This is a genomic window from Cupriavidus alkaliphilus (genome assembly GCF_014191175.1).
Classification (GTDB): Bacteria; Pseudomonadota; Gammaproteobacteria; order Burkholderiales; family Burkholderiaceae; genus Cupriavidus; species Cupriavidus alkaliphilus.
The window spans coordinates 252,347-270,399 of the sequence record NZ_JACHWE010000007.1 but is presented as its reverse complement, the minus strand read 5'-3'; the positions used below and the strand labels follow the sequence as shown (position 1 = coordinate 270,399).

Sequence of the window (18,053 nt, the reverse complement as noted above, 5' to 3'; positions counted from 1 at the left end):
CTGGCCGGCGGCCTTGAGCACGCGGTAGAAGGTCGACTCCGAGGCCAGGTAGCGGCCTTCGTCGGCCAGCCTGGGTACGATCTGGTGCGGCGTCAAGCCCTCGCAGCCGGGCTCGTTGGCCGCGGCCAGCACGGCCTCACGCTCGGCCTCGCTGAGCTTGTTGGCCGGCACCGGACGCTGCGCGCCCGGTCGTCCATCCTCAGGCGTATGGCGCCAGCGCTGCAAGGTGCGTTCGTTCAGACCTAATTCCTCGCACGCGAGAGCCTGGCGTGCACCGCTCTCTACCGCTTCATCAATCAACGCAATGGCTTCGCGGCGATCCGAGACGTTGATCAATCCTCCTCGTCCCTTCCCCAGATCGCCTCGGCTTTTTTTCTTAGCACCAGCAGCGCTGCGGTTTCCGCCAGCGCGGCGTCCTTGCGCTTCAGTTCTCGCTCCAGGTCGCGGATTCGCTTCTTCGCGGTGGCTTCCTCACGCAGCTGTGCCATGTCTGCCTTGGGCGGGGTCTTCGCATTCGCCTGCTCACAGGCAGCACGCCACTGCCGGATCTGTTCTGGCTGAATGCCCTTCCTGCGGCAGTATTCGGACAGCTCCGCTTCACTTAGGGGCGCCGTCTCCAGCACCACCCGGAACTTGTCCGCGCTGGACCACTTATCGCTCTGTTTGCCGTTGCCTGGCACCACTCGTCCTTGCTCTCGCGCCTCGTTGCGCCAGGTGCGCAGGCTCACCGTCGTGACACCGGTCTCCCTGGCCAACTCCACAACCGATCGGTTCACGGGCGGCATCATCTGCTCAACCACCCATTCCTTGTACTCCGCCGGATAGCGTTTCATTCTCCAACCGCTTCCGCCCTCCATTGTCCTTCATCGAAAGGCGGCGGGGCGACATCTATCCTGACATGGAGGGGAACAAGGGACAATCGTTGACCGATTTCGCTATGTTCTCCAACGCACCTACAAAAAGGGTTAGCTCTTGCTAGGGTGAGGGAGAATGTGCAAGGCGATGTCCGGCCTCAGCGTGTGTTGCTGTGAACAAACCCTAGAAAGGGGAGCGAGTCAGACGGTGGTACAGCACCGGAAGCTTGTTGCCAATATCCGCAGGGCCCAGTCATGCAGAAAGCAGCTTCTCGTTGCGATCACCTTTGCACACAACTTCAATGACCCTCGCCAAGCAGAGGGATTATGCGTATGAATTGTGCGCCTGAACAGAAGAATGAAAATAAACTAGGCGTAGCCGATCTTCTTCATGAGGCGGCAAGGCTATGCGCGAAGGAAGAGTATTCGCAAGCGTTTCGAATTTACCAGCAATTGGCCAATTCCGGTCATTCGGAGAGCCAGGTCTTCCTTGGTTGGATGTTTGCAGAAGGTAAGGGAGTGTGCGCTTGCCAAGAAGACGCGGCCCATTGGTTCAGACGAGCAGCAGAGCTGGGCTCAGCGAGGGGTGCGTTTTACCTGGGACGATTACTGACCAGGGAGGCGAAGCATGCTGACGCCATTCTTTGGTATCAGCGCTCGGCGGCGGCTGGATATCCCCCTTCTCAATTTCGGCTCGGTGTCTCATATTTAAGAGGGAAAGGTGTTAGAAAAGATCTCTCATTGGCTTTTAGATACCTTGAGTCGGCAAAGGCTAATGGGAATATCTTTGCTAGACGTGAGCTTGCTTTATTGGATATCCGGGGCTATAGAGGTAGCATGCGGAGGCTCCAAGGTGTATTTGAATTATCTTTTTCAATTATTTTAGGCATTGGATTTGCCCTTGCGGCCCCATACTCTGACGACCTAAGGGGGTGATGATTGGCCATTTCACAGTTACCGGCCATTCGGCAAGCTATCCGTACAACAGATCGGCACTCGCCATTGACGCTAGGAAGCCCGCGCCCGGATGGGCGATGGCTGAGACCGGCCAATCTCAGTCAGTCACCGCTGGCTGTCCAGCGGCTGGTTTGTCTGTCAACGCACACATCTGTCTGTCCGCGCTTGAGATTGCGGAACAGACTGAGGTGTGTTTGACCTAGCGGCAAGTAGGCGCTTTCAGACCAGAAGTGGGGATGCGACAGAGGAAATCAGGCGCAATGAAACACTTTGTGGTTGAAATCGCACTAGCAATAGCTTTCGGGGCCTTGCTGTTCTTTGCGTACTTCGCACAGAGCCTGCTTTCAGCTCCTCCGGCTTTGAACAAGGTGCTGTCAGCATTGGTCTTTTCCGTTTTTGCCGCATATATGGCGATCGTTGGCGATGGGAGACATTCCGCAAGGTCACCTATCTTTCGTACGATTGTTGGCATCCTTGCGGGCGCAACTATTGCTGCGCTTCTTCACGCATCGGTTGAAGGTTATCTTGCCGGAATAGTGGCGGGCGCAATTCTCGGCCGGCTGGGCTACCGCTGGGCACAGCATCTTTAGGCGGAATCTCCACGAGGCAGAGGCGAGAGGCACGATGCCTGTTGAGTGGCTGCTCGGGGTCGGTAGTCGCCCGCTGCACCAGGCGGCATGCAGCAAGGCTGCTGACGACCCAGATCGGCCATGAAGGACCGCTTAGTCGCTCCGTTGGCCGGACGTTCGGATGTCCGTTGTGCCCACGAAGGCGTCTTCTGGCTCCGGCCATGCAGCTTGCTGAGCCCCCGTGGCGTGATGACATGAAAATTCTTTCTCCTTCCGAATGTTCGATATGGCTGAAGCGTGAGGATTGCCGCGAAAACCCGTATGGGCGACGGAGCTTTAGCTCCGCGTCATCTTTGCAGTTTGCGACTTCGAGAGCCGAAGGGGCTGTCTCCCGCATGGTTCATGGCATCCGTACTATTCTTGGATCACCGCGAAGCTACTTGTTTCAGGTTACAGATTGGTCGCGGTATGTGGAGCATGAGAATTCGAATCTGAGTGACCTGGAATCAAAAGGTTCCGGCAACCCCTTTGATGCCTGGGGCATAGTATTCGAAGCCGGTGAAGCGGATGAGATGTTTGAATGTTGCATCAGCGTGGTCGATTGCGGCATGAGCGCTTACCTATACGCGCCGCAAATCGCCACCATTCTCTTCTGGGAAGGAAATCTTGTCGATGTCTGGACGAATGAGCCAGAACTGCGGAACCAGTTGGCTCAATGGGCCAGAAACGAACAATTCCGCATTACAAGATTTTAGCGGCAACACTGCATCATCTGGTAGGAGAGCCGGACGGCAAATCTTCGTCCGATTCGGCCAGCCGCCGAGCACTACGGGGCGAAGCAATGTCCGGACTTTGGAGGTGGGCGATGAGCATAGACATTTCCGAAGGTGAATCGACTCAGGCGTTGGTAACAGAACAGCGAGTTGATCCTGGATGCGTTTGGCTACTGGCCAACCTTTCACGATTCCGAGGTTGTCACCTTCTGCATTAGGATGGCTGAGGAAACAGGCCGGTATGTTGCTGACGCTACTATTTCAGTACGGCATGGCGGCCAGGACAATCCAAAGTGGACGGGTTCAGGCGAAGATCGGATTGTTGAATTCCTATGCCGGGACATAGCTGAGATCAATATCAATCTCAGTGAGCTGTCTGGCGGTGGGTGGCTGGACGAGATCGTCATATCGACGCAAAACAATGGCCGCCTAAGCTTTGATATGAGGCCTCTCGCTGGCTTTGATGTTCGGTTCAATTGTCGATCTGTCGAGATCCTGGGGGTTAGCGCGGTGCGCTCCACCTGCATCAGTACTGAGTGTCATTAAGTCCAGGAACCGCGCCTCCTGCGAATGCAGGCAAGTGCAACCGCGAAACCGGTGGCACGGGCCTGGGCCTAGCCATCGCTCACCAGCTTGCCGTGGCCGTGGGTGGCTCGCTTAAGCTGCGCAATCGTGAAAGCGGCGGCCTGGTGGCCGAGATTCGCATCGCCTGACCTCGCAATCTTCTTCTGGCCCCTTTCGGCCATCGCAGTCGCCTCTCTGCCTTCCCTATTGTGGCCGCGCCGGTTTCTGGCGCGGCCATGTCGTTTTGGCGCCACCTCGCGCTGCACGCTCCCGCCCTTCCAGGTTTTCCAAACGCTTTCCCCCGGTTTTTTGTATGCCCTTGTATCAGGCCGTCGCACCGATACGTGCCCTGACATAAGGGCCCCAAAGGCGCTACGAGCGCGATACGTGGGACGCCTTAAATACGTTCCGTGGCAGCGCAACGCACAACAGACAAAGCGAAAACGCTGCTTCAGCTTACCGGCAACACACCACGCAAACCACACAACCTCATTCAACGCAAAGGATAACGATCATGTCCAAGAACTTCGCCAAGCGCCTCGTCCTCGCTCTCTCCCTCGCTGCCGCCGCTGCCGGCGCACAGGCTTCCGTCCTCGGTGCCCGTGACCCGTATTCAGATGGCGCCCGCACCATCCAGGATACCCACGACGTGTTCAGCGACGGCGCCCGTGCCGTGCAGGACCAGCGCAGCCCGTACTTCGACGGCGCGCGCACCGTGGATCCGTACCACGACGGCGCACACACCGTTGCGGGCACGGACCGCACCGGGGTGTCGGCCGATCCCGCCCGCTCGGTCGACCCGTACCTCGATGGCGCCTACGCCTGAGTCCGGCACGTCGCCCAACCACCGCCAATCCACGGTTAAACATCCATCGAACTTAAGAAGGAAAGCACCATGACCCGCATCGAAAAAGTCCTGTACACCGGCAAGGTCCACATTACGTCTGGCGGCCGCGACGGCTCGGCGCACAGCAACGACGGCAGGCTCGATATCGCGCTGTCGTCACCGGGCACCAAGGGGCACGGCACGAACCCGGAACAGTTGCTGGCAGCCGGCTGGTCCGCCTGCTTCATCGGCGCGATCGGGCTGGCTGCGGGCAAGCAGAAAATCGCGCTGCCGGAAGACCTTTCGGTGGATGCGGAAGTGGACCTGGGCACGGCGGGTATCGAGTACTTCCTGCAGGCACGGCTGCGCGTGCGCATCCCCGGCATCGACCGCGAAGTGGCCCAATCGCTGGTGGACACCGCGCACCGTACGTGTCCGTACTCGAAGGCGCTGCACGGCAACATCCACATCGAGACCGTGCTGGTCTGACCCATGTGTCCCTCGTCCTCCATGGCGGATGAGGGACATCACTTCCGATTTCATTTCCCTGCGGACACCCGAATCATGCGCAACCTCATCCGCTTCTTCCTGGCGGCCTCAGCCATCGCTGCCATCTATACGTTCGGCACGGGTGCCATCGCTGAGAGCCCCAAGGTGGGCGATCAGGGCAAGGCACCGGAATTCGTGAATATCGACCATTGGCTGAATTCCGAGCCGCTGACGATGCAGCAACTGCGCGGCAAGGTGGTGCTGGTGGATTTCTGGACGTACTCGTGCATCAACTGCGTGAACACGTTGCCATACGTGAAGCAGTGGTACGAAAAATACAAGGACCAGGGCCTGGTGGTGGTGGGCGTGCACACGCCCGAGTTCCCATTCGAGAAATCGACGGCCAATGTGCAGGCCGCGCTCAAGCGGTTCGATATCCGCTATCCGGTGGCGCAGGACAACATGTACGGCACGTGGTCGGCGTATCGTAACCAATACTGGCCCGCCACATACCTGATCGATACCACCGGCCGCATCGTCTATCAGCACTATGGCGAGGGACGGTACAAGGAAACGGAAGCTGAAATTCAGAGATTGCTTGCGGCGAGCAAGACCGTACCGGCGCGGTAACTTCCCGGTGCCTGGCGTTCCGGTAGCCGCCCGGCAATGAAATGCACCCAACCGCTGCGCCTCCCAGTGCGTCGCGTCCATGTATCGATGCCCTCTGTGGATCCGGACCACGTATTGCGAGACGATTCGCACCGCCCCATTTCCTCGCGGAACGAACGCCACTGGCCCGGCATTGTGTATCGCTCTGTATCTGCATCGCCCAACGATACGTCTCGATGCAAAACCCACTCCCGGCTGACAACCTTGGCTCGAATGGGATCGATAGACTCCGTCGGGTTGCACAAACGTACCTGTCAATTGACGAAATCAACAAGGAGAACCAAAGTGTCAAACGCAGTCATCCGCAGCCTCCCACGCTTCCCGTTCGCTATCGCGGCCGCTACCGCATCGCTCGCCTTTGCCGGATACGTACAACCCGCCAGGGCGGTCGATGCCGCCCCGAAAGCGGTGGCCGAAAAATCCACCAACGCCGACGACAGCATCCGCCCCTTCAAGGCCCACGTACCGCAGGCCCAGCTGAACGACCTGCGCAAGCGCATCGCCGCCACGCGCTGGCCCGACAAGGAAATCGTCAACGACGATTCGCAGGGCATTCAGACCACGCAAGTCCGGGAACTGGTCCGCTACTGGGGCACCAAGTACGACTGGCGCAAGGCCGAGGCACAACTCAATGCGCTGCCGCAGTTCGTCACGAAGATCGATGGCGTCGATATCCACTTCATCCACGTGCGTTCTCGCAACCCCAACGCCTTGCCCGTGATCCTGACGCACGGCTGGCCCGGTTCCATCTTTGAGTTCGTCAATACGATCGGGCCGCTGACTGATCCCGAGAAATATGGCGGCAAGGCGGAGGACGCGTTCGACGTCATCATCCCGTCGATTCCCGGCTATGGTTTCTCGGGCCGGCCCACAGAGCTCGGCTGGAACCCCGACCGCACCGCCCGCGCATGGGATGTCCTGATGAAGCGCCTCGGCTATACGCACTACGTATCGCAAGGCGGCGATCACGGCTCGGTCATCTCCGACGCCCTCGCCCGTCAGGCACCGGCGGGCCTGCGTGCGATCCACCTCAACATGCCTGCCACCGTGCCCGGCGGTCTCATGAAGTCGATCCTGGCCGGCGACCCGGCGCCGACGGAACTGACGCCCGCTGAACGCGATGCCTACCAATCGCTGAGCACGTTCTTCGGCCGCAATGCCGCATACGGCGCGATGATGGTCACGCGTCCGCAGACCATCGGTTATTCGTTGTCGGACTCTCCGTCGGGCCTGGCCGCATGGACATACGAAAAGATCGCCCAGTGGAGCGACAGTGACGGCGTGCCCGAGCGCGTGCTGACGCGCGACGCGATCCTGAACGACATCACGCTGTACTGGCTGACGAACACCGGCGCATCGTCGTCTCGGTTCTACTGGGAGAACAACAACAATAACTTCAGCGCCGAAGCCCAGAAAACGCGCGACATCAAGGTGCCGGTAGCGATTACAGTGTTCCCGCATGAGATCTACCGTGCGCCCGAAACCTGGAGCAAGCAGGCCTACCCGTCGCTCTACTACTACAACCAGGTGTCCAAGGGCGGGCATTTCGCGGCATGGGAGCAACCGCAACTGTTCGCCGAGGAACTGCGCGCGGCCTTCAAGACTGTGCGCTAGGCCTCTCTGCAACCCGGATGCCGTGCGTTCCGAGCGCGGTTGCGTAGGCTACTGTGTGCGCACAGTAGCCTATGCCGTAAGCTCCGCAATCGTTCCGATCAAGTTGGATTCCGCGACCAGCTTATAGGCGAGCAGGAAATGAGGCACGACGACCGCCGTCTTGCCTCGTGCCTGTGCTGCTCGGATATTTCATCGACGGCTTTTTTCACCGCGCCATGCTGGCTGCTGATTCGGAGGTGCCGTGCCGCAAGAAACTGCTCGAGTGACAAGCTTCCCAGTATGTCCGGATGGACTCCGCCATGTTCGCTTCAGGCTGTCACGGCGCCGTCGTCCGCGCGCCAGAGCGCCAGTTCCACGCCCGGCTTCCCTGCGCCACGGGATGCCAGTCAGTGTCTCACATGGGTCGGTAGCTGCCGCTCCACCCACGCGGCACGCAGCAAGTTCCGCTGAGGACCAGGATCGGCCATGAGCAGACCGGCATATTCGGCTGGCAAGGTCCGCTTACCAAGGGCGAGCCGCCATCTATGCAGATACCGCCAGCGGAGCCTCGTCGGCCTAGACTCCCGCAGCCGTGACATTGGTGCCGGTGATCGGCGGCCAAATGCGCCCCCAGTCGCCTCGACAGGCGCAACAGCCATGACAAGGTTAGCGGCCGCTATGGCAAAGAGCGCTCGAATCGGCCGATGTGTCGTCTTGCGTGTGTGGACCGCGCAAGCGCTCGCGTTCGCATGCACCAAATTGGCACATGCGGGGCGGCGGCCTCCGTTCGGCCTCGACCCGAGCCTCGGCCCGCAGCGGGTGGCATTTTCGCGTGCGCTCGATATCTCGTGAAGTAGACATTCTTTCAGGCGGTTTTAAGAATTTCCGGAAGGGGCTGGCTTAGTGCCTTCCCTTCTTGAACGGCAAAAAAATGCCGCATGAGCGCATCCAATGTGACTGCGGGAAGCTATGCCCGTCGAACTGCCGTGCAGATGCTATCGGGCGCCGAAGTCGCCTTCGACGATTTTTTTTTCTTCGCGACGCAAAATCTTTCAATTGCTAAAGGGAAGATTCCCGATGGATGATCGATAACATGCAGCGGCATAAATATTAAGTGACAAGCGCATTTTTGTCTGAGAACCAGGCCCTTGATTATGAGTCTCCGCCACCGCATTGTCCGCGTACTGCTGATGGCGCAGCTTAGTCTCACTCCGCTGGCAGCCTATTCGCAGGCCAGTGCTAGCGACGCGAATCAGAGCAATAACCCGCTCAACCCAGCACCCGGCTTGAACATCCAGAATTCCTATAGCCCCAACCTCTACGGCATCAATGCCCACACCAATGATTTTCTTCTGCGCGGCACGCTGCCGATGTTGCCCAGCAGGTTGATCGGGGTACCGCAGATTCTGCGAGCCACCGTTCCGATCAGTACCCGGCCACAGGCAGATGGCAGCTATACCACTGGCCTGGGTGACATCAACATCTTCGATATTTTCCTGCTGAACAGAATTGGGGGAGCTGAGATCGGCGTCGGGCCCCTGCTAACCATTCCCACAGCTACCGACAAAGAGTTGGGGACAGGAAAAATGGCAGTCAGGCTTAGCGGCAGTGGTGGTCGGCATCTTCAACCTTCCCAACGGCTGGTATGTACGGTCAACAGGTATCTGGAGCTTTGACCTGCAGAACGACACGTTCTATATGCCAATCGGTTTAGGAGGTGGCAGGGTCTGGAGGGAGGGCAAAACCATCATGAATCTGTTCGTCGAGCCCCAATACTCGGTTGCGCACCACGGCACGGCACACCTAAGTGGACGATTCTGGCGGGCCTTAATATTACTTTCGGAAGGTAACCGCCGCTTTGCTAGCGATGTTTTCCCAAGATGGGCATGTCGGGGGTCTCCTGCATTATGAAAGCCCAGCAAACATTTCGGACAAAACCTGAAGTCCGGCAAGCTTGAAATATTTGAGCAAGGAGTAGTTCATGTCGAACAGCCTGCGCAGCAGCACAATGACACTGAAGAGAACTGCACTGGCCGCCATGCTTGGGTGCGTGGCCATGGCCACCCAGGCTGAGCAGCACCAGTACAAAATGACGACGCCTATCCCGCCGCAGATCACCACGCCGGACAACGTGGAAACACGTATCGGCACGCTTCGCTTCTTCGATGGCGTGCCAACAGCGGACACCGCATCCAAGGTCTATGATCAGCTGGATTTCAGCCGCGGCATCGAAGCTTTTCTCAACGGTATTCCCGGCGCCTCCATGGTGGGCCTGCGCACGGGCAGTCGCGCCGTCGGCGCAGTCGACGGGACCATCGGCATCTTTCAGGACCTGATGGACTCCAAGTCACTGTACCTGACGGCCAATACCGAAAGCATTTACTACGCAACCTGGGTTGACCTCAGGAACGGGCCCATCGTCATCGAGAGTCCGCCCAACGTGCTGGGCGTAGTCAATGACTTCTGGTTCCGCTATGTTGCCGACCTGGGCAATGCCGGCCCTGACAAGGGCAAGGGCGGGAAGTACCTGATTCTGCCGCCAGACTACGAGGGCACCGTGCCGGACGGCTATTTCACCTTCAAATCCCCGACCTACGGCAACCTGGTGCTGGGTCGCGGCTTTATGAAGGACGGGTCGACCCAGGCAGCAGTGGACAGCATCCGGCAGCATATGCGCGTCTACCCGCTGACCGAGGCTGGCCGGCCGCACGCGCCAAAATTCGTCGAGCTTTCTGGCCGGGAAATGAATACGGTGCACGCCAACGATTTCAGCTTCTTTTCTGAGGTTGACCAGATCATCCAGGAAGAACCCGAGGATTCGTACGGTCCCGACATGATGGGCATCTTTAATGCCATCGGACTGGTCAAGGGCCAGCCTTTTGCGCCCGATGCCCGCATGAAGAAAATCCTCACCGACGCAGTCGCCACCGGGAACGCCATTGCCCGTTCGATTGATTTTCGCAGCCGGGCCAAGGAAGCGAAGATCTATCCGGATGCCCACTGGAATACACCGTTCATCGGCGGCAGCTACGAATGGCTGACTAAGGGTGGCGCGCGCAACTTCGACGCGCGAACCATGTTCTTCTATGCCGCCACGGTGAACACCCCGGCAATGGCCGTGGCCATGCCGGGGGTTGGATCACAATACGCTTCGGCCAATTTGGATGCGAACGGCCAGGCATTCGATGGCGCAAAAACTTATCGGCTGCGAGTGCCTCCCAACGTTCCGGTCAAGGATTTTTGGTCCGTTGTCCTGTACGACACACAGACGCGCTCAATGCTGCAAACGGACCAGCGCTTCCCAAGTCTTTCCAGCCAGACGAGCCCGAAAGCGAACTCGGATGGCAGTGTGGACGTCTACTTCAGTCCCAGACGCCCGGCTAATGCTGCAAACTGGGTGCAGACAGTGCCGGGCAAGAGTTGGTTTACGATTTTCCGTCTGTATGGCCCGCTGCAACCCTGGTTCGATAAGACCTGGAAGCTGCCGGACATCCAGCGGATTGGGTAGCTGGCCGCCCTTGCAGACAGTCTTCTACGTTCAAAGGTATCTAGTTTTACCGCGATCATGCGCCTTCGTCCGCGGAACTGTATGGCGGAGAAGGGTCGGTCGCTGCCACTACGCCACGCGGCACGCAGCAAGGGCCGCTGACGACCGAGATCGGCCATTAGGCGTCGTTCGACGGCCACCGTAGTGCAGGCTGCGCCGGCGGCGCCCGACGGGAACAAGCTGCTGGTAGGCAACGGCTCGATGACGATCATGCCGCATGTCTATACCAAGCTTGGCATCGTCGATCCGCAGAAGCTGACGCCGATAGGCGTGATGCTGCAGTCGCCTCTGGTCCTCGTCGTGCCCGCCAGTTCGCCCATCAAGACTTACGCGCAGTTCGTCGAGGAGGTCAAGGCGCGCGACAAGTCGGGCAAGACCGTCGACTATGGCTCGGGCGGTACCGGCGCATTGCCGCATGTCACGATGGAACTGCTGCGCGAGCGCATGGGCGGTCCGAAGATGAACCATGTGCCCTACAAGGGCAACAGCCCGGCTATGGTCGACCTGATGGCCGGACGCCTGGATGCGATGTTCGATGCCACCTCGGTCGTCGCGCCTTTCATCAAGTCGGGCCAGTTGCGGCCGCTGATGGTCACGGGACCCAAGCGCGTGGCCATGATCCCGGACGTGCCAACGGCCACCGAGAGCGGCATCAAGGACTTCACCATCATCTCTTTCATTGGCCTGTACGGACCGCCGGGCCTGAGCCCTGACATCGTCAAGAAAGCCAACGGCGCCTTGAATACGGCGTTGAAGGACCCGGCCGTCGTCAAGAGCATCGTCGACCGCGGCGACGAGCCCGGTGGCGGCACGCCCGAGCAGCTCGCAACGCTGACGCGCACCCACTACAAGATGTGGGGCGAGGTGGTGAAGGCCAACAACATCACGGCTGATTAAGGCCGCGCAGGCCGGTGAATGCCGGTCTGTCGTCAGCGACGCGAGGGATTTGGGTTGACCAGCCTCTGCAGGATGAGCGATGCGCGGAACCACTATTCATGTAAGTCTTTGACTCCAAATGAATCGGCGAGCGTCGTCGTACCAGGGGGCCTGCCTTTGCGGGCAAGTGAAGTTTGAACTTGCTGGTGAGCCGCTAACCTTCTCCGCTCCGATGATTGCTCTACGGGCTGGGATGGCGGAAACCGTTATCCACTGCAGGTGCCTGGCGATGTGCGCGCGTGCCAGCGTCAAACACTGCGACACTGAGCAGGGCGAAAGCCCACGCACCGATCGCCCCGTACAGCATCACGAACCCGAAGCCGTGTACGAGAGCCTCATGAACGATCACACCGTGCGGGTCGACTGCCGCAATTTCAGCACCGCTCTGCGCCAGATGCCCGATATTGCCTGCGGCTACCTGTGCTGCGAGCAAACGAAGCGACGAGGTTTCTAGAAGACCGGGAAGTGCGCGCGTGAGATAAGCATGCACGCCCTCGAGAAGAATAAGGCCCATCAGCGCGATATTGATCGCCAGGCTGATCAGTCTCGCGCTCATATCAATACCCGACGCCATGCCTGCGCGGTTTGGCGAGACTGAACCCATGGCTGTATTGGTGACCGGTGTATTGGTCAGGCCCAGCCCCGTCCCGCACAACAGGCAACCCGGCAGCATTGTGAGCCAACTAGCGTCCTCCGCGCGTGCGCCAAACATCATCAGCAGGAAGCCAAGGCCGATGGTGAACATGCCGAGCGGAATGACCCTGCGCGCCTCAAACCTGAATGCAAGTCGCTCTGCAACCGGTGGCACGACAAGCGTCGGTACCGTATAGGCGAGCAGCGACAGTCCGGCGGTCACGCTCGTATAGCCAAGGGCGTCCTGAAAATAGATCGGCAGGTAGATCATGAACGGCCAGTAGCTGAAGTTCATGCCGATTGATCCGAACAGCGCGCCTGAGAACGAGCGGATCTGGAACACCGAAAAGTCGAACATGGGTCGAGAGCTGCGCATCTCGACAAAGACAAATGCAATGAAGCTCAATGCCGTCGCGGAGACGATACTCAATGCGGTGGGACTGGAATATCCGAGATCCGGGCCTTGCGTGATGAAGTAGACGAGCCCGAAACACGACACGGAAAGAGTCAGGATGCCAAGAACGTCCAGATGTTGCGCATTTGGGTCGCAGGATTCCTGTACGCCGGCCAGGACCAGAGCCAGTGCAACGATAGCAACCGGCGAATGAACCAGGAAGACCCACTGCCAGTTGGCAACTGCGACGATCAGGCCGCCGATAATCGGACCAAAGCCAAGGCCAATGCCGAAGATGATTCCCCAGGCGCCGAATGCCTTGCTGCGTTCCGTCCCTTCCGGGAATTGATGCGAAAGCACTGCCACTTGACAGATCAGCATGGCGCCGCCGGCAATTCCCTGAAGAAACCGACTGGCGATCAGGACCGGCGCGCTTTGCGCGAGCCCGCAGCCCAGGGACGTGAGCCCGAACAGCACGATGCTGGCCACATAAATGCGCTTGCGTCCGAAGCGGTCCGCCAGCGCCCCAGTCGCCATCAGCACCGTGGTGCAGGCAAGTGTATAGGCGTTCATGATCCATTGAATCTGGCTGAAATCGGCGTTCAGCACATTCTCAATGGTCGAGAGGGCCGTCGGGACACTGGATATTTCGAGACCAAACATCAGCGAGGTCAGGCAGACCGCAGCTAGCGCAAGTATGTTTTTGGGAAGGCGGACGAGGGTCATGGGAAAGTGTTGGTGAAAGGGGCAGCCGCATGTTCACATCCGATGCAGACGATGCAGTGGCCCGAAAGGAACCGGCTCCGCTTGTCTGATCCATCGCTTGGCTAGCTTACGAAACGTCGTCAGGTCTTGCGCGCCGTTTCCGGTCATCTCCTTTCTAGACCGAGTGGCAACAGTCGAGTGATCTCGGCCGATCGACAAGCACATCACAGCAACCGACCAAGTGCACCTGCAGCCTTGACCAACCTGTGGCCGAGACCCCGCTTCCCACGTCCAGCCCATCGCTGCCCTGCCGACGGGCATCAACGGCCTTGCGCTTCCGTAACTTCCCGCTGCGCCGCAGCCATTTTCCGAGGCCAGGTACTTTTGATATACGCCAGCACCGCGACGATGTCTTGGTCGGACAGCAATTGCCCGAATGCCGGCATATCGCTGACATACCCCTCCGGAGCCGTCACCCCGGCTACCAGCCCATTCTTGGTAATCGCGAACAGCACGGCGTCGGGATGATGCCAGGTATGGCCGAAAGCATCATGCGGGGGTGCCGGCATCCGGCCGTTCGGTAGCCGCTCGCGCCAGTTGGAGGATGGAGGCCCGTCGTCGTCCGCTGCTAATCGGGGTGGGCGGGCACAGGGCAGGGTTAGCAGACCGGGCACGGAATCGAGCGGGTGGGCAAGGAATACGTGATCGCCGCCGGGCCGGTGGCCGACGATGGGACGTTTGCGCTGTACCGGTGATCTGGCGCCGGCACGGATACGCCCGTGGCATTCGGTACGGACGCCATCGCCGATGTGAAGCCCGAGGGCCTGTTTGAGCTGTCGGGCACGACGGCTGTCCGCATCCTCTCTGACGACGGCGACGTGCGGTACGGCAAGCGCGTGTGCAAGGATGTGCCGCCCGCCCGCAAGCAATTCCGCAGCGTCGTCCTCACGCCATAGGCAGCAGCCCGGTACGCCGTAGCTAAACTACAGGCGTGAACCGGGCTCTCCCCATCTCATCGCAGCCCTCGAGGTCCCGTCCCGACATGGAAAATGCAGTACCGTCGGCTTACCACACGCCAAGGAGCAGGGCATGCAGTTTCTCTGGCCGCAAATGCTCTGGCTGCTGCTCTCGCTTCCCCTGCTGGCAGCCGCTTACCTGTACCTGATTGCGCGGCGCAAGAAAATCGCCCTGTTGTATGCCAGTCTTGCGCTGCCGCGCGCCGTGCTGGGTCGCAATCAACGACTGCGGCGTCACATCCCGCCGCTACTCTTCCTGCTCGCGCTGGGCGCAGCCCTGCTGGCTTGCGCCCGTCCTATCGCGACCATCACGCTGCCGACCGACACTGTCACATTGGTACTGGCCATGGATACCTCCCGCAGCATGGCGGCGACCGATGTCGCGCCCGCCCGGATCAGCGCCGCCCAGCAGGCTGCGCGGGATCTCATCGTCGGCCTGCCGGCCAGCGTGCGCCTGGGCATTGTCTCTTTTGCCGCTACGGCGACCGTGGTGCTGTCCCCCACCGACAACCGGCACGACATGCTCGACGCGATCGATCGCTTCCAACTCCAGCACGGCACGGCGACCGGCAGCGGATTGATCCAGGCGCTGGCGGTGTTGTTCCCCGACGATGGCATCGACCTGGAAGCAATCCTCTTCAGCGGCGAGTCACTCGCACCCGGGCCCGGCGGCAGATCCCGGACAGAGGCCGCCGCGGCGGCGGCCGTCCGCAAGCGCGAGCAGGAGCAGCCGTCGGCGCAGCCCGGTTCTTATCGGCACGGTGCAGTGATCCTGCTCAGCGATGGTCGCCGCACCACTGGTCCGGACCCTCTGGACGCCGCGCGCATGGCCGCCCAGCGCGGTGTGCGCGTCTATACCGTGGGCTTTGGTACGCCGCGGGACGAGGGTGCGGCAGTGTCGAGCCTCTCTGACTCCCTGGATGAACCCACGTTGCGCGAGGTCGCGACGCTCACTGACGGCGAGTACTTCCAGGCTGGCTCGGCTGCGGACCTGACGCAGGTGTATCGCCAACTGAGCGCCCGTTTCGCGCTGGAGCGCAAGGAAATCGAGATCAGTGCCTTGCTGGCAGCGGCCTCGGTCCCACTGCTGGTCGCGGCCTGCGGTCTGTCGCTGCTGTGGTTCCGGCGGTGAACTGGGGCTTGCACATCCGCATGTCTTCAATCATGCGCTGGCGCAGCGGGCTGATGGCGGGTGTCGCGACCAAACGGCTGCCTTGCCAGAACTTTAGGCGCCATGGGCCTCAATCAGCACCCGAACAGGTATCGGCCGCCCTGTCAGACCAGATCCAGGCCCGAGTTCCACGCCCGGTTCGACGGCGCTTCTGGAGGGGCTGGGGAGCGGCAGGTCGCCGCAGTATGCCGCTTGGATGAACCGCCCTCGAACTCACGTCGTCGCAATGTCCGACACGTTATTCAAAGTCATTGCAAGTAGGGTCGCACCATGGCGGCTGAGGCACGGTCGATGATATCGATGCTCGTCTTCGGCATCGCCGGTCGATAGGCGTCCGCTCTCCACCACCATGGCCGAAGTTTGTTGCGATGACAATCAGGAGCGCCTAGTTCCTGGAGCTAACGTGAAAGCCAGTGCCGAGTTCAGCGTGCATTATGAAGATGCTGATTTCTTAGAAACGTGTGTCGGCCTTTTCGCGCGCAATCAAGAATTCATTGTCATGCAAGGGGGAAAATGTAGCCCAATGCAGGAAGGCGGCCGACCACTTCTTGAATCCCAGCGACCAAGAGGACGATGGGAGAATCTGAAGATGCTTGCAAAACTTGGCTCGGCTGGAATGCGCGCCCTCAACTAATGGCTCTGTGTAACAAGGGGACTTTGCTGGGCTGGACAGTTATCGTCGGGAACGAACAAAACGAGGTCCTTCACCTCTTCAAGCGCTCCAGCAAAACAACAACCTGACGCAGACGTCCGCTATGGTCATAAATTGGTATCTTGGCATCGAGGTCGACGACGCTCTTGAGATGGCGGAGCAGACCGAAGTTTGATGACATCACGGCCGGCGAGCGGTCGCTTGCCGGCCAACTTCTGCCATCGGGGAAACGGTCGCGCAACGACCGCATTCGGCCGAGTCTCTGCCACTCACCGGCCATTGCCACTCTACCGCGTAATGCGGCGACAAAATCACACGTCGCCTCATACTTGTCATAAAGAATTCACTTCTTAGACTTCCATGATTCGACTATATTCGAATCATGGAAACCGATCACGCCCTTGAAGCGCTTGCCGCGCTCGCTCATTCGATCCGCTTATCCGTGTTCAGGATGCTGGTCCAGGCCGGTCCGCAAGGACTGCCGGCTGGCCGCGTCGCCGAACTGATGGACATGCCGGCGTCCTCGCTGTCCTTCCACCTCAAAGAATTGCACCGCGCGGGCCTGCTTTCCAGCCGCCAGGTTGGACGCTCCATCATCTATACGGCTCGGTTCGAGACTATGAACGCATTGCTGGGTTATCTCACGGAGAACTGCTGCAGCGGCAATCCGTGCTCTCCTGTGTCCAACTGCTCCGTCGCCTCCGAGCCAAAATCATGAAACGCTTCCATGTCCACGTCAGCGTCGCCGACCTGACCGCGAACATCCGCTATTACTCGGCCCTCTTCGCAGCCGAACCCACTGTCGTGAAAGAAGACTACGCGAAATGGATGCTGGAGGATCCTCGCGTGAATTTCGCGATTTCGGCGCGCGGTGCGGAGACCGGCGTCGACCATCTCGGGTTTCAAACAGACGATGCAGGCGAGTTGGCCGAACTGAAGCAGCGCGCCGAAACCGCCGACATGGCGCTGCTCGACGAGGGCGAAACCACCTGCTGCTATGCGCGAAGCGAGAAGTACTGGGTCACGGATCCGCAAGGCATTGCATGGGAGCACTTTCACACCCTCGGCAATGTGGCGGTGTACGGCGAATCCCGAAAAGCCGACGCGTCTGGTCAGGAATCGGCCTGTTGCGTCCCTCATGCTCCGAAGGGCAAGCCGCTCGGCATTGCGGTCAACTCGAAGTCCTCCTGCTGCTAATGGTGCTCCATGAGCGATAAAACCTACAATGTGCTGTTCATCTGCACCGGCAATTCGGCACGTTCGATTTTGTCGGAAGGGCTGATGAACCATCTGGGCAAGGGGCGCTTCCGGGCGTATTCCGCCGGTAGCCATCCGACCGGCGTGGTAAATCCGCTGGCGTTGGCGGCGCTGGCGCGACACGGACTGGATACAACGGCTTTTCGCAGCAAGAGCTGGGATGAATTCTCGCAGGACGGTGCGCCACAACTCGATTTCGTCTTCACGGTATGTGACAAGGCAGCAGGTGAGGTCTGCCCCGTGTGGCCTGGCCAGCCCATGACAGCGCATTGGGGCGTCCCCGATCCGGCTGCCTGCGAGGGAACGGAAGCCCAGAAGCAGCAGGCCATCAACGACGCAACCATTTCGCTCAAGCGCCGTATCGAACTATTCCTGTCATTGCCTTTTTCCAAGCTGGACGCAGTCGCGCTTCAGAAGGCTGTCCAGGACATCGGAAAGCGCTGACACG

General features: G+C 59.8%; 21 protein-coding genes and 2 pseudogenes. 19 read left to right on the top strand and 4 right to left on the bottom strand.

Going from position 1 to position 18,053, the window contains the following annotated elements; all coding sequences use genetic code 11:
• Together FHX60_RS22535 and FHX60_RS22530 are read right to left on the bottom strand one after the other, a co-directional pair.
• The coding region (locus FHX60_RS22535) for a helix-turn-helix domain-containing protein (RefSeq protein WP_183284684.1) at nt 1-336 on the bottom strand (336 nt) is incomplete at its 3' end.
• The gene (locus FHX60_RS22530) at nt 333-833 is read right to left on the bottom strand and encodes a transposase (RefSeq protein ID WP_183284683.1); all 501 of its coding nucleotides are present in this window, start codon (nt 831-833) and stop codon (nt 333-335) included. The genes FHX60_RS22530 and FHX60_RS22535, both read right to left, overlap by 4 nt.
• Nucleotides 834-1,181: 348 nt before the next feature.
• On the opposite strand from FHX60_RS22530, the gene FHX60_RS22525 reads away from it, so the two are divergent.
• From FHX60_RS22525 to FHX60_RS22470, 13 genes and pseudogenes are all read left to right on the top strand, one after another.
• A complete protein-coding gene (locus FHX60_RS22525; RefSeq protein WP_183284682.1) occupies nt 1,182-1,790 on the top strand; it encodes a tetratricopeptide repeat protein in 609 nt (202 codons plus the stop codon).
• A 281-nt stretch (nt 1,791-2,071) separates the two neighbouring features.
• Complete coding sequence (locus tag FHX60_RS22520; RefSeq protein WP_146748197.1) at nt 2,072-2,401, top strand: hypothetical protein; 330 nt, start codon at nt 2,072-2,074, stop codon at nt 2,399-2,401.
• 233 nt (nt 2,402-2,634) lie between these two features.
• Nucleotides 2,635-3,135 (top strand): hypothetical protein, encoded by a 501-nt coding sequence (locus tag FHX60_RS22515; protein ID WP_183284681.1) that lies wholly within the window; start codon nt 2,635-2,637, stop codon nt 3,133-3,135.
• A 168-nt stretch (nt 3,136-3,303) separates the two neighbouring features.
• Nucleotides 3,304-3,699, top strand: a complete 396-nt coding sequence (locus FHX60_RS28005; protein WP_183284680.1) for an Imm50 family immunity protein — start codon at nt 3,304-3,306, stop codon at nt 3,697-3,699.
• Between the two features lie 38 nt (nt 3,700-3,737).
• Nucleotides 3,738-3,866 (top strand): annotated as a pseudogene (locus FHX60_RS28060) (ATP-binding protein); the annotation flags it as partial.
• Between the two features lie 365 nt (nt 3,867-4,231).
• Entirely contained in the window at nt 4,232-4,543 is a 312-nt protein-coding gene (locus FHX60_RS22505; protein ID WP_092310679.1) for a hydroxyquinol 1,2-dioxygenase, read from the top strand.
• Nucleotides 4,544-4,612: 69 nt separating this feature from the next.
• Entirely contained in the window at nt 4,613-5,032 is a 420-nt protein-coding gene (locus FHX60_RS22500; RefSeq protein ID WP_183284679.1) for an organic hydroperoxide resistance protein, read from the top strand.
• 75 nt (nt 5,033-5,107) lie between these two features.
• Entirely contained in the window at nt 5,108-5,662 is a 555-nt protein-coding gene (locus FHX60_RS22495) for a thioredoxin family protein (protein ID WP_183284678.1), read from the top strand.
• A gap of 369 nt (nt 5,663-6,031) precedes the next feature.
• Nucleotides 6,032-7,315 carry an epoxide hydrolase family protein gene (locus tag FHX60_RS22490; protein WP_375790549.1) on the top strand — a complete coding sequence of 428 codons (1,284 nt, stop codon included), beginning with the start codon at nt 6,032-6,034 and terminating at the stop codon, nt 7,313-7,315.
• Between the two features lie 917 nt (nt 7,316-8,232).
• Nucleotides 8,233-8,379: a hypothetical protein gene (locus FHX60_RS22485; RefSeq protein WP_181487020.1), complete on the top strand. Its 147-nt coding sequence runs from the start codon at nt 8,233-8,235 to the stop codon at nt 8,377-8,379.
• Between the two features lie 63 nt (nt 8,380-8,442).
• The gene (locus FHX60_RS22480; RefSeq protein ID WP_260164444.1) at nt 8,443-8,970 is read left to right on the top strand and encodes a hypothetical protein; all 528 of its coding nucleotides are present in this window, start codon (nt 8,443-8,445) and stop codon (nt 8,968-8,970) included.
• A 305-nt stretch (nt 8,971-9,275) separates the two neighbouring features.
• Complete coding sequence (locus FHX60_RS22475) at nt 9,276-10,802, top strand: DUF1254 domain-containing protein (RefSeq protein WP_258396937.1); 1,527 nt, start codon at nt 9,276-9,278, stop codon at nt 10,800-10,802.
• 240 nt (nt 10,803-11,042) lie between these two features.
• Nucleotides 11,043-11,738 (top strand): Bug family tripartite tricarboxylate transporter substrate binding protein, encoded by a 696-nt coding sequence (locus FHX60_RS22470; protein WP_375790546.1) that lies wholly within the window; start codon nt 11,043-11,045, stop codon nt 11,736-11,738.
• 220 nt (nt 11,739-11,958) lie between these two features.
• Here the strand turns inward: FHX60_RS22470 and FHX60_RS22465 are convergent, their stop codons facing one another.
• Nucleotides 11,959-13,530, bottom strand: a complete 1,572-nt coding sequence (locus FHX60_RS22465) for an MFS transporter (protein ID WP_183284676.1) — start codon at nt 13,528-13,530, stop codon at nt 11,959-11,961.
• Nucleotides 13,531-13,829: 299 nt separating this feature from the next.
• Nucleotides 13,830-14,126: pseudogene (locus FHX60_RS22460) on the bottom strand (c-type cytochrome); the annotation flags it as partial.
• Nucleotides 14,127-14,288: 162 nt separating this feature from the next.
• Here FHX60_RS22460 and FHX60_RS22455 point away from each other — a divergent pair.
• From FHX60_RS22455 to FHX60_RS22430, 6 genes are all read left to right on the top strand, one after another.
• Nucleotides 14,289-14,465, top strand: a complete 177-nt coding sequence (locus FHX60_RS22455) for a hypothetical protein (RefSeq protein ID WP_165835164.1) — start codon at nt 14,289-14,291, stop codon at nt 14,463-14,465.
• 133 nt (nt 14,466-14,598) lie between these two features.
• Nucleotides 14,599-15,657, top strand: coding sequence for a VWA domain-containing protein (locus tag FHX60_RS22450; RefSeq protein WP_112776500.1), 1,059 nt, complete (start codon nt 14,599-14,601; stop codon nt 15,655-15,657).
• Nucleotides 15,658-16,099: 442 nt separating this feature from the next.
• Nucleotides 16,100-16,330: a hypothetical protein gene (locus FHX60_RS22445; protein ID WP_183284675.1), complete on the top strand. Its 231-nt coding sequence runs from the start codon at nt 16,100-16,102 to the stop codon at nt 16,328-16,330.
• A gap of 400 nt (nt 16,331-16,730) precedes the next feature.
• Nucleotides 16,731-17,066 carry an ArsR/SmtB family transcription factor gene (locus tag FHX60_RS22440; protein ID WP_112776499.1) on the top strand — a complete coding sequence of 112 codons (336 nt, stop codon included), beginning with the start codon at nt 16,731-16,733 and terminating at the stop codon, nt 17,064-17,066.
• Nucleotides 17,063-17,545, top strand: a complete 483-nt coding sequence (locus FHX60_RS22435; protein ID WP_183284674.1) for an ArsI/CadI family heavy metal resistance metalloenzyme — start codon at nt 17,063-17,065, stop codon at nt 17,543-17,545. The genes FHX60_RS22440 and FHX60_RS22435 overlap by 4 nt, the downstream gene beginning before the upstream one ends.
• A 9-nt stretch (nt 17,546-17,554) precedes the next feature.
• A complete protein-coding gene (locus tag FHX60_RS22430) occupies nt 17,555-18,049 on the top strand; it encodes an arsenate reductase ArsC (protein WP_183284673.1) in 495 nt (164 codons plus the stop codon).
• Nucleotides 18,050-18,053 lie beyond the last annotated feature (4 nt).

Coding starts and splice junctions, on each gene's coding strand:
- FHX60_RS22530 (WP_183284683.1), bottom strand. CDS start 833: ATGAAACGCTATCCGGCGGAGTACAAGGAATGGGTGGTTGAGCAGATG.
- FHX60_RS22435 (WP_183284674.1), top strand. CDS start 17,063: ATGAAACGCTTCCATGTCCACGTCAGCGTCGCCGACCTGACCGCGAAC.
- FHX60_RS22515 (WP_183284681.1), top strand. CDS start 2,635: ATGAAAATTCTTTCTCCTTCCGAATGTTCGATATGGCTGAAGCGTGAG.
- FHX60_RS22505 (WP_092310679.1), top strand. CDS start 4,232: ATGTCCAAGAACTTCGCCAAGCGCCTCGTCCTCGCTCTCTCCCTCGCT.
- FHX60_RS22465 (WP_183284676.1), bottom strand. CDS start 13,530: ATGACCCTCGTCCGCCTTCCCAAAAACATACTTGCGCTAGCTGCGGTC.
- FHX60_RS22430 (WP_183284673.1), top strand. CDS start 17,555: ATGAGCGATAAAACCTACAATGTGCTGTTCATCTGCACCGGCAATTCG.
- FHX60_RS22495 (WP_183284678.1), top strand. CDS start 5,108: ATGCGCAACCTCATCCGCTTCTTCCTGGCGGCCTCAGCCATCGCTGCC.
- FHX60_RS22470 (WP_375790546.1), top strand. CDS start 11,043: ATGACGATCATGCCGCATGTCTATACCAAGCTTGGCATCGTCGATCCG.
- FHX60_RS22520 (WP_146748197.1), top strand. CDS start 2,072: ATGAAACACTTTGTGGTTGAAATCGCACTAGCAATAGCTTTCGGGGCC.
- FHX60_RS22440 (WP_112776499.1), top strand. CDS start 16,731: ATGGAAACCGATCACGCCCTTGAAGCGCTTGCCGCGCTCGCTCATTCG.
- FHX60_RS22450 (WP_112776500.1), top strand. CDS start 14,599: ATGCAGTTTCTCTGGCCGCAAATGCTCTGGCTGCTGCTCTCGCTTCCC.
- FHX60_RS22525 (WP_183284682.1), top strand. CDS start 1,182: ATGCGTATGAATTGTGCGCCTGAACAGAAGAATGAAAATAAACTAGGC.
- FHX60_RS22485 (WP_181487020.1), top strand. CDS start 8,233: ATGAGCGCATCCAATGTGACTGCGGGAAGCTATGCCCGTCGAACTGCC.
- FHX60_RS22475 (WP_258396937.1), top strand. CDS start 9,276: ATGTCGAACAGCCTGCGCAGCAGCACAATGACACTGAAGAGAACTGCA.
- FHX60_RS22500 (WP_183284679.1), top strand. CDS start 4,613: ATGACCCGCATCGAAAAAGTCCTGTACACCGGCAAGGTCCACATTACG.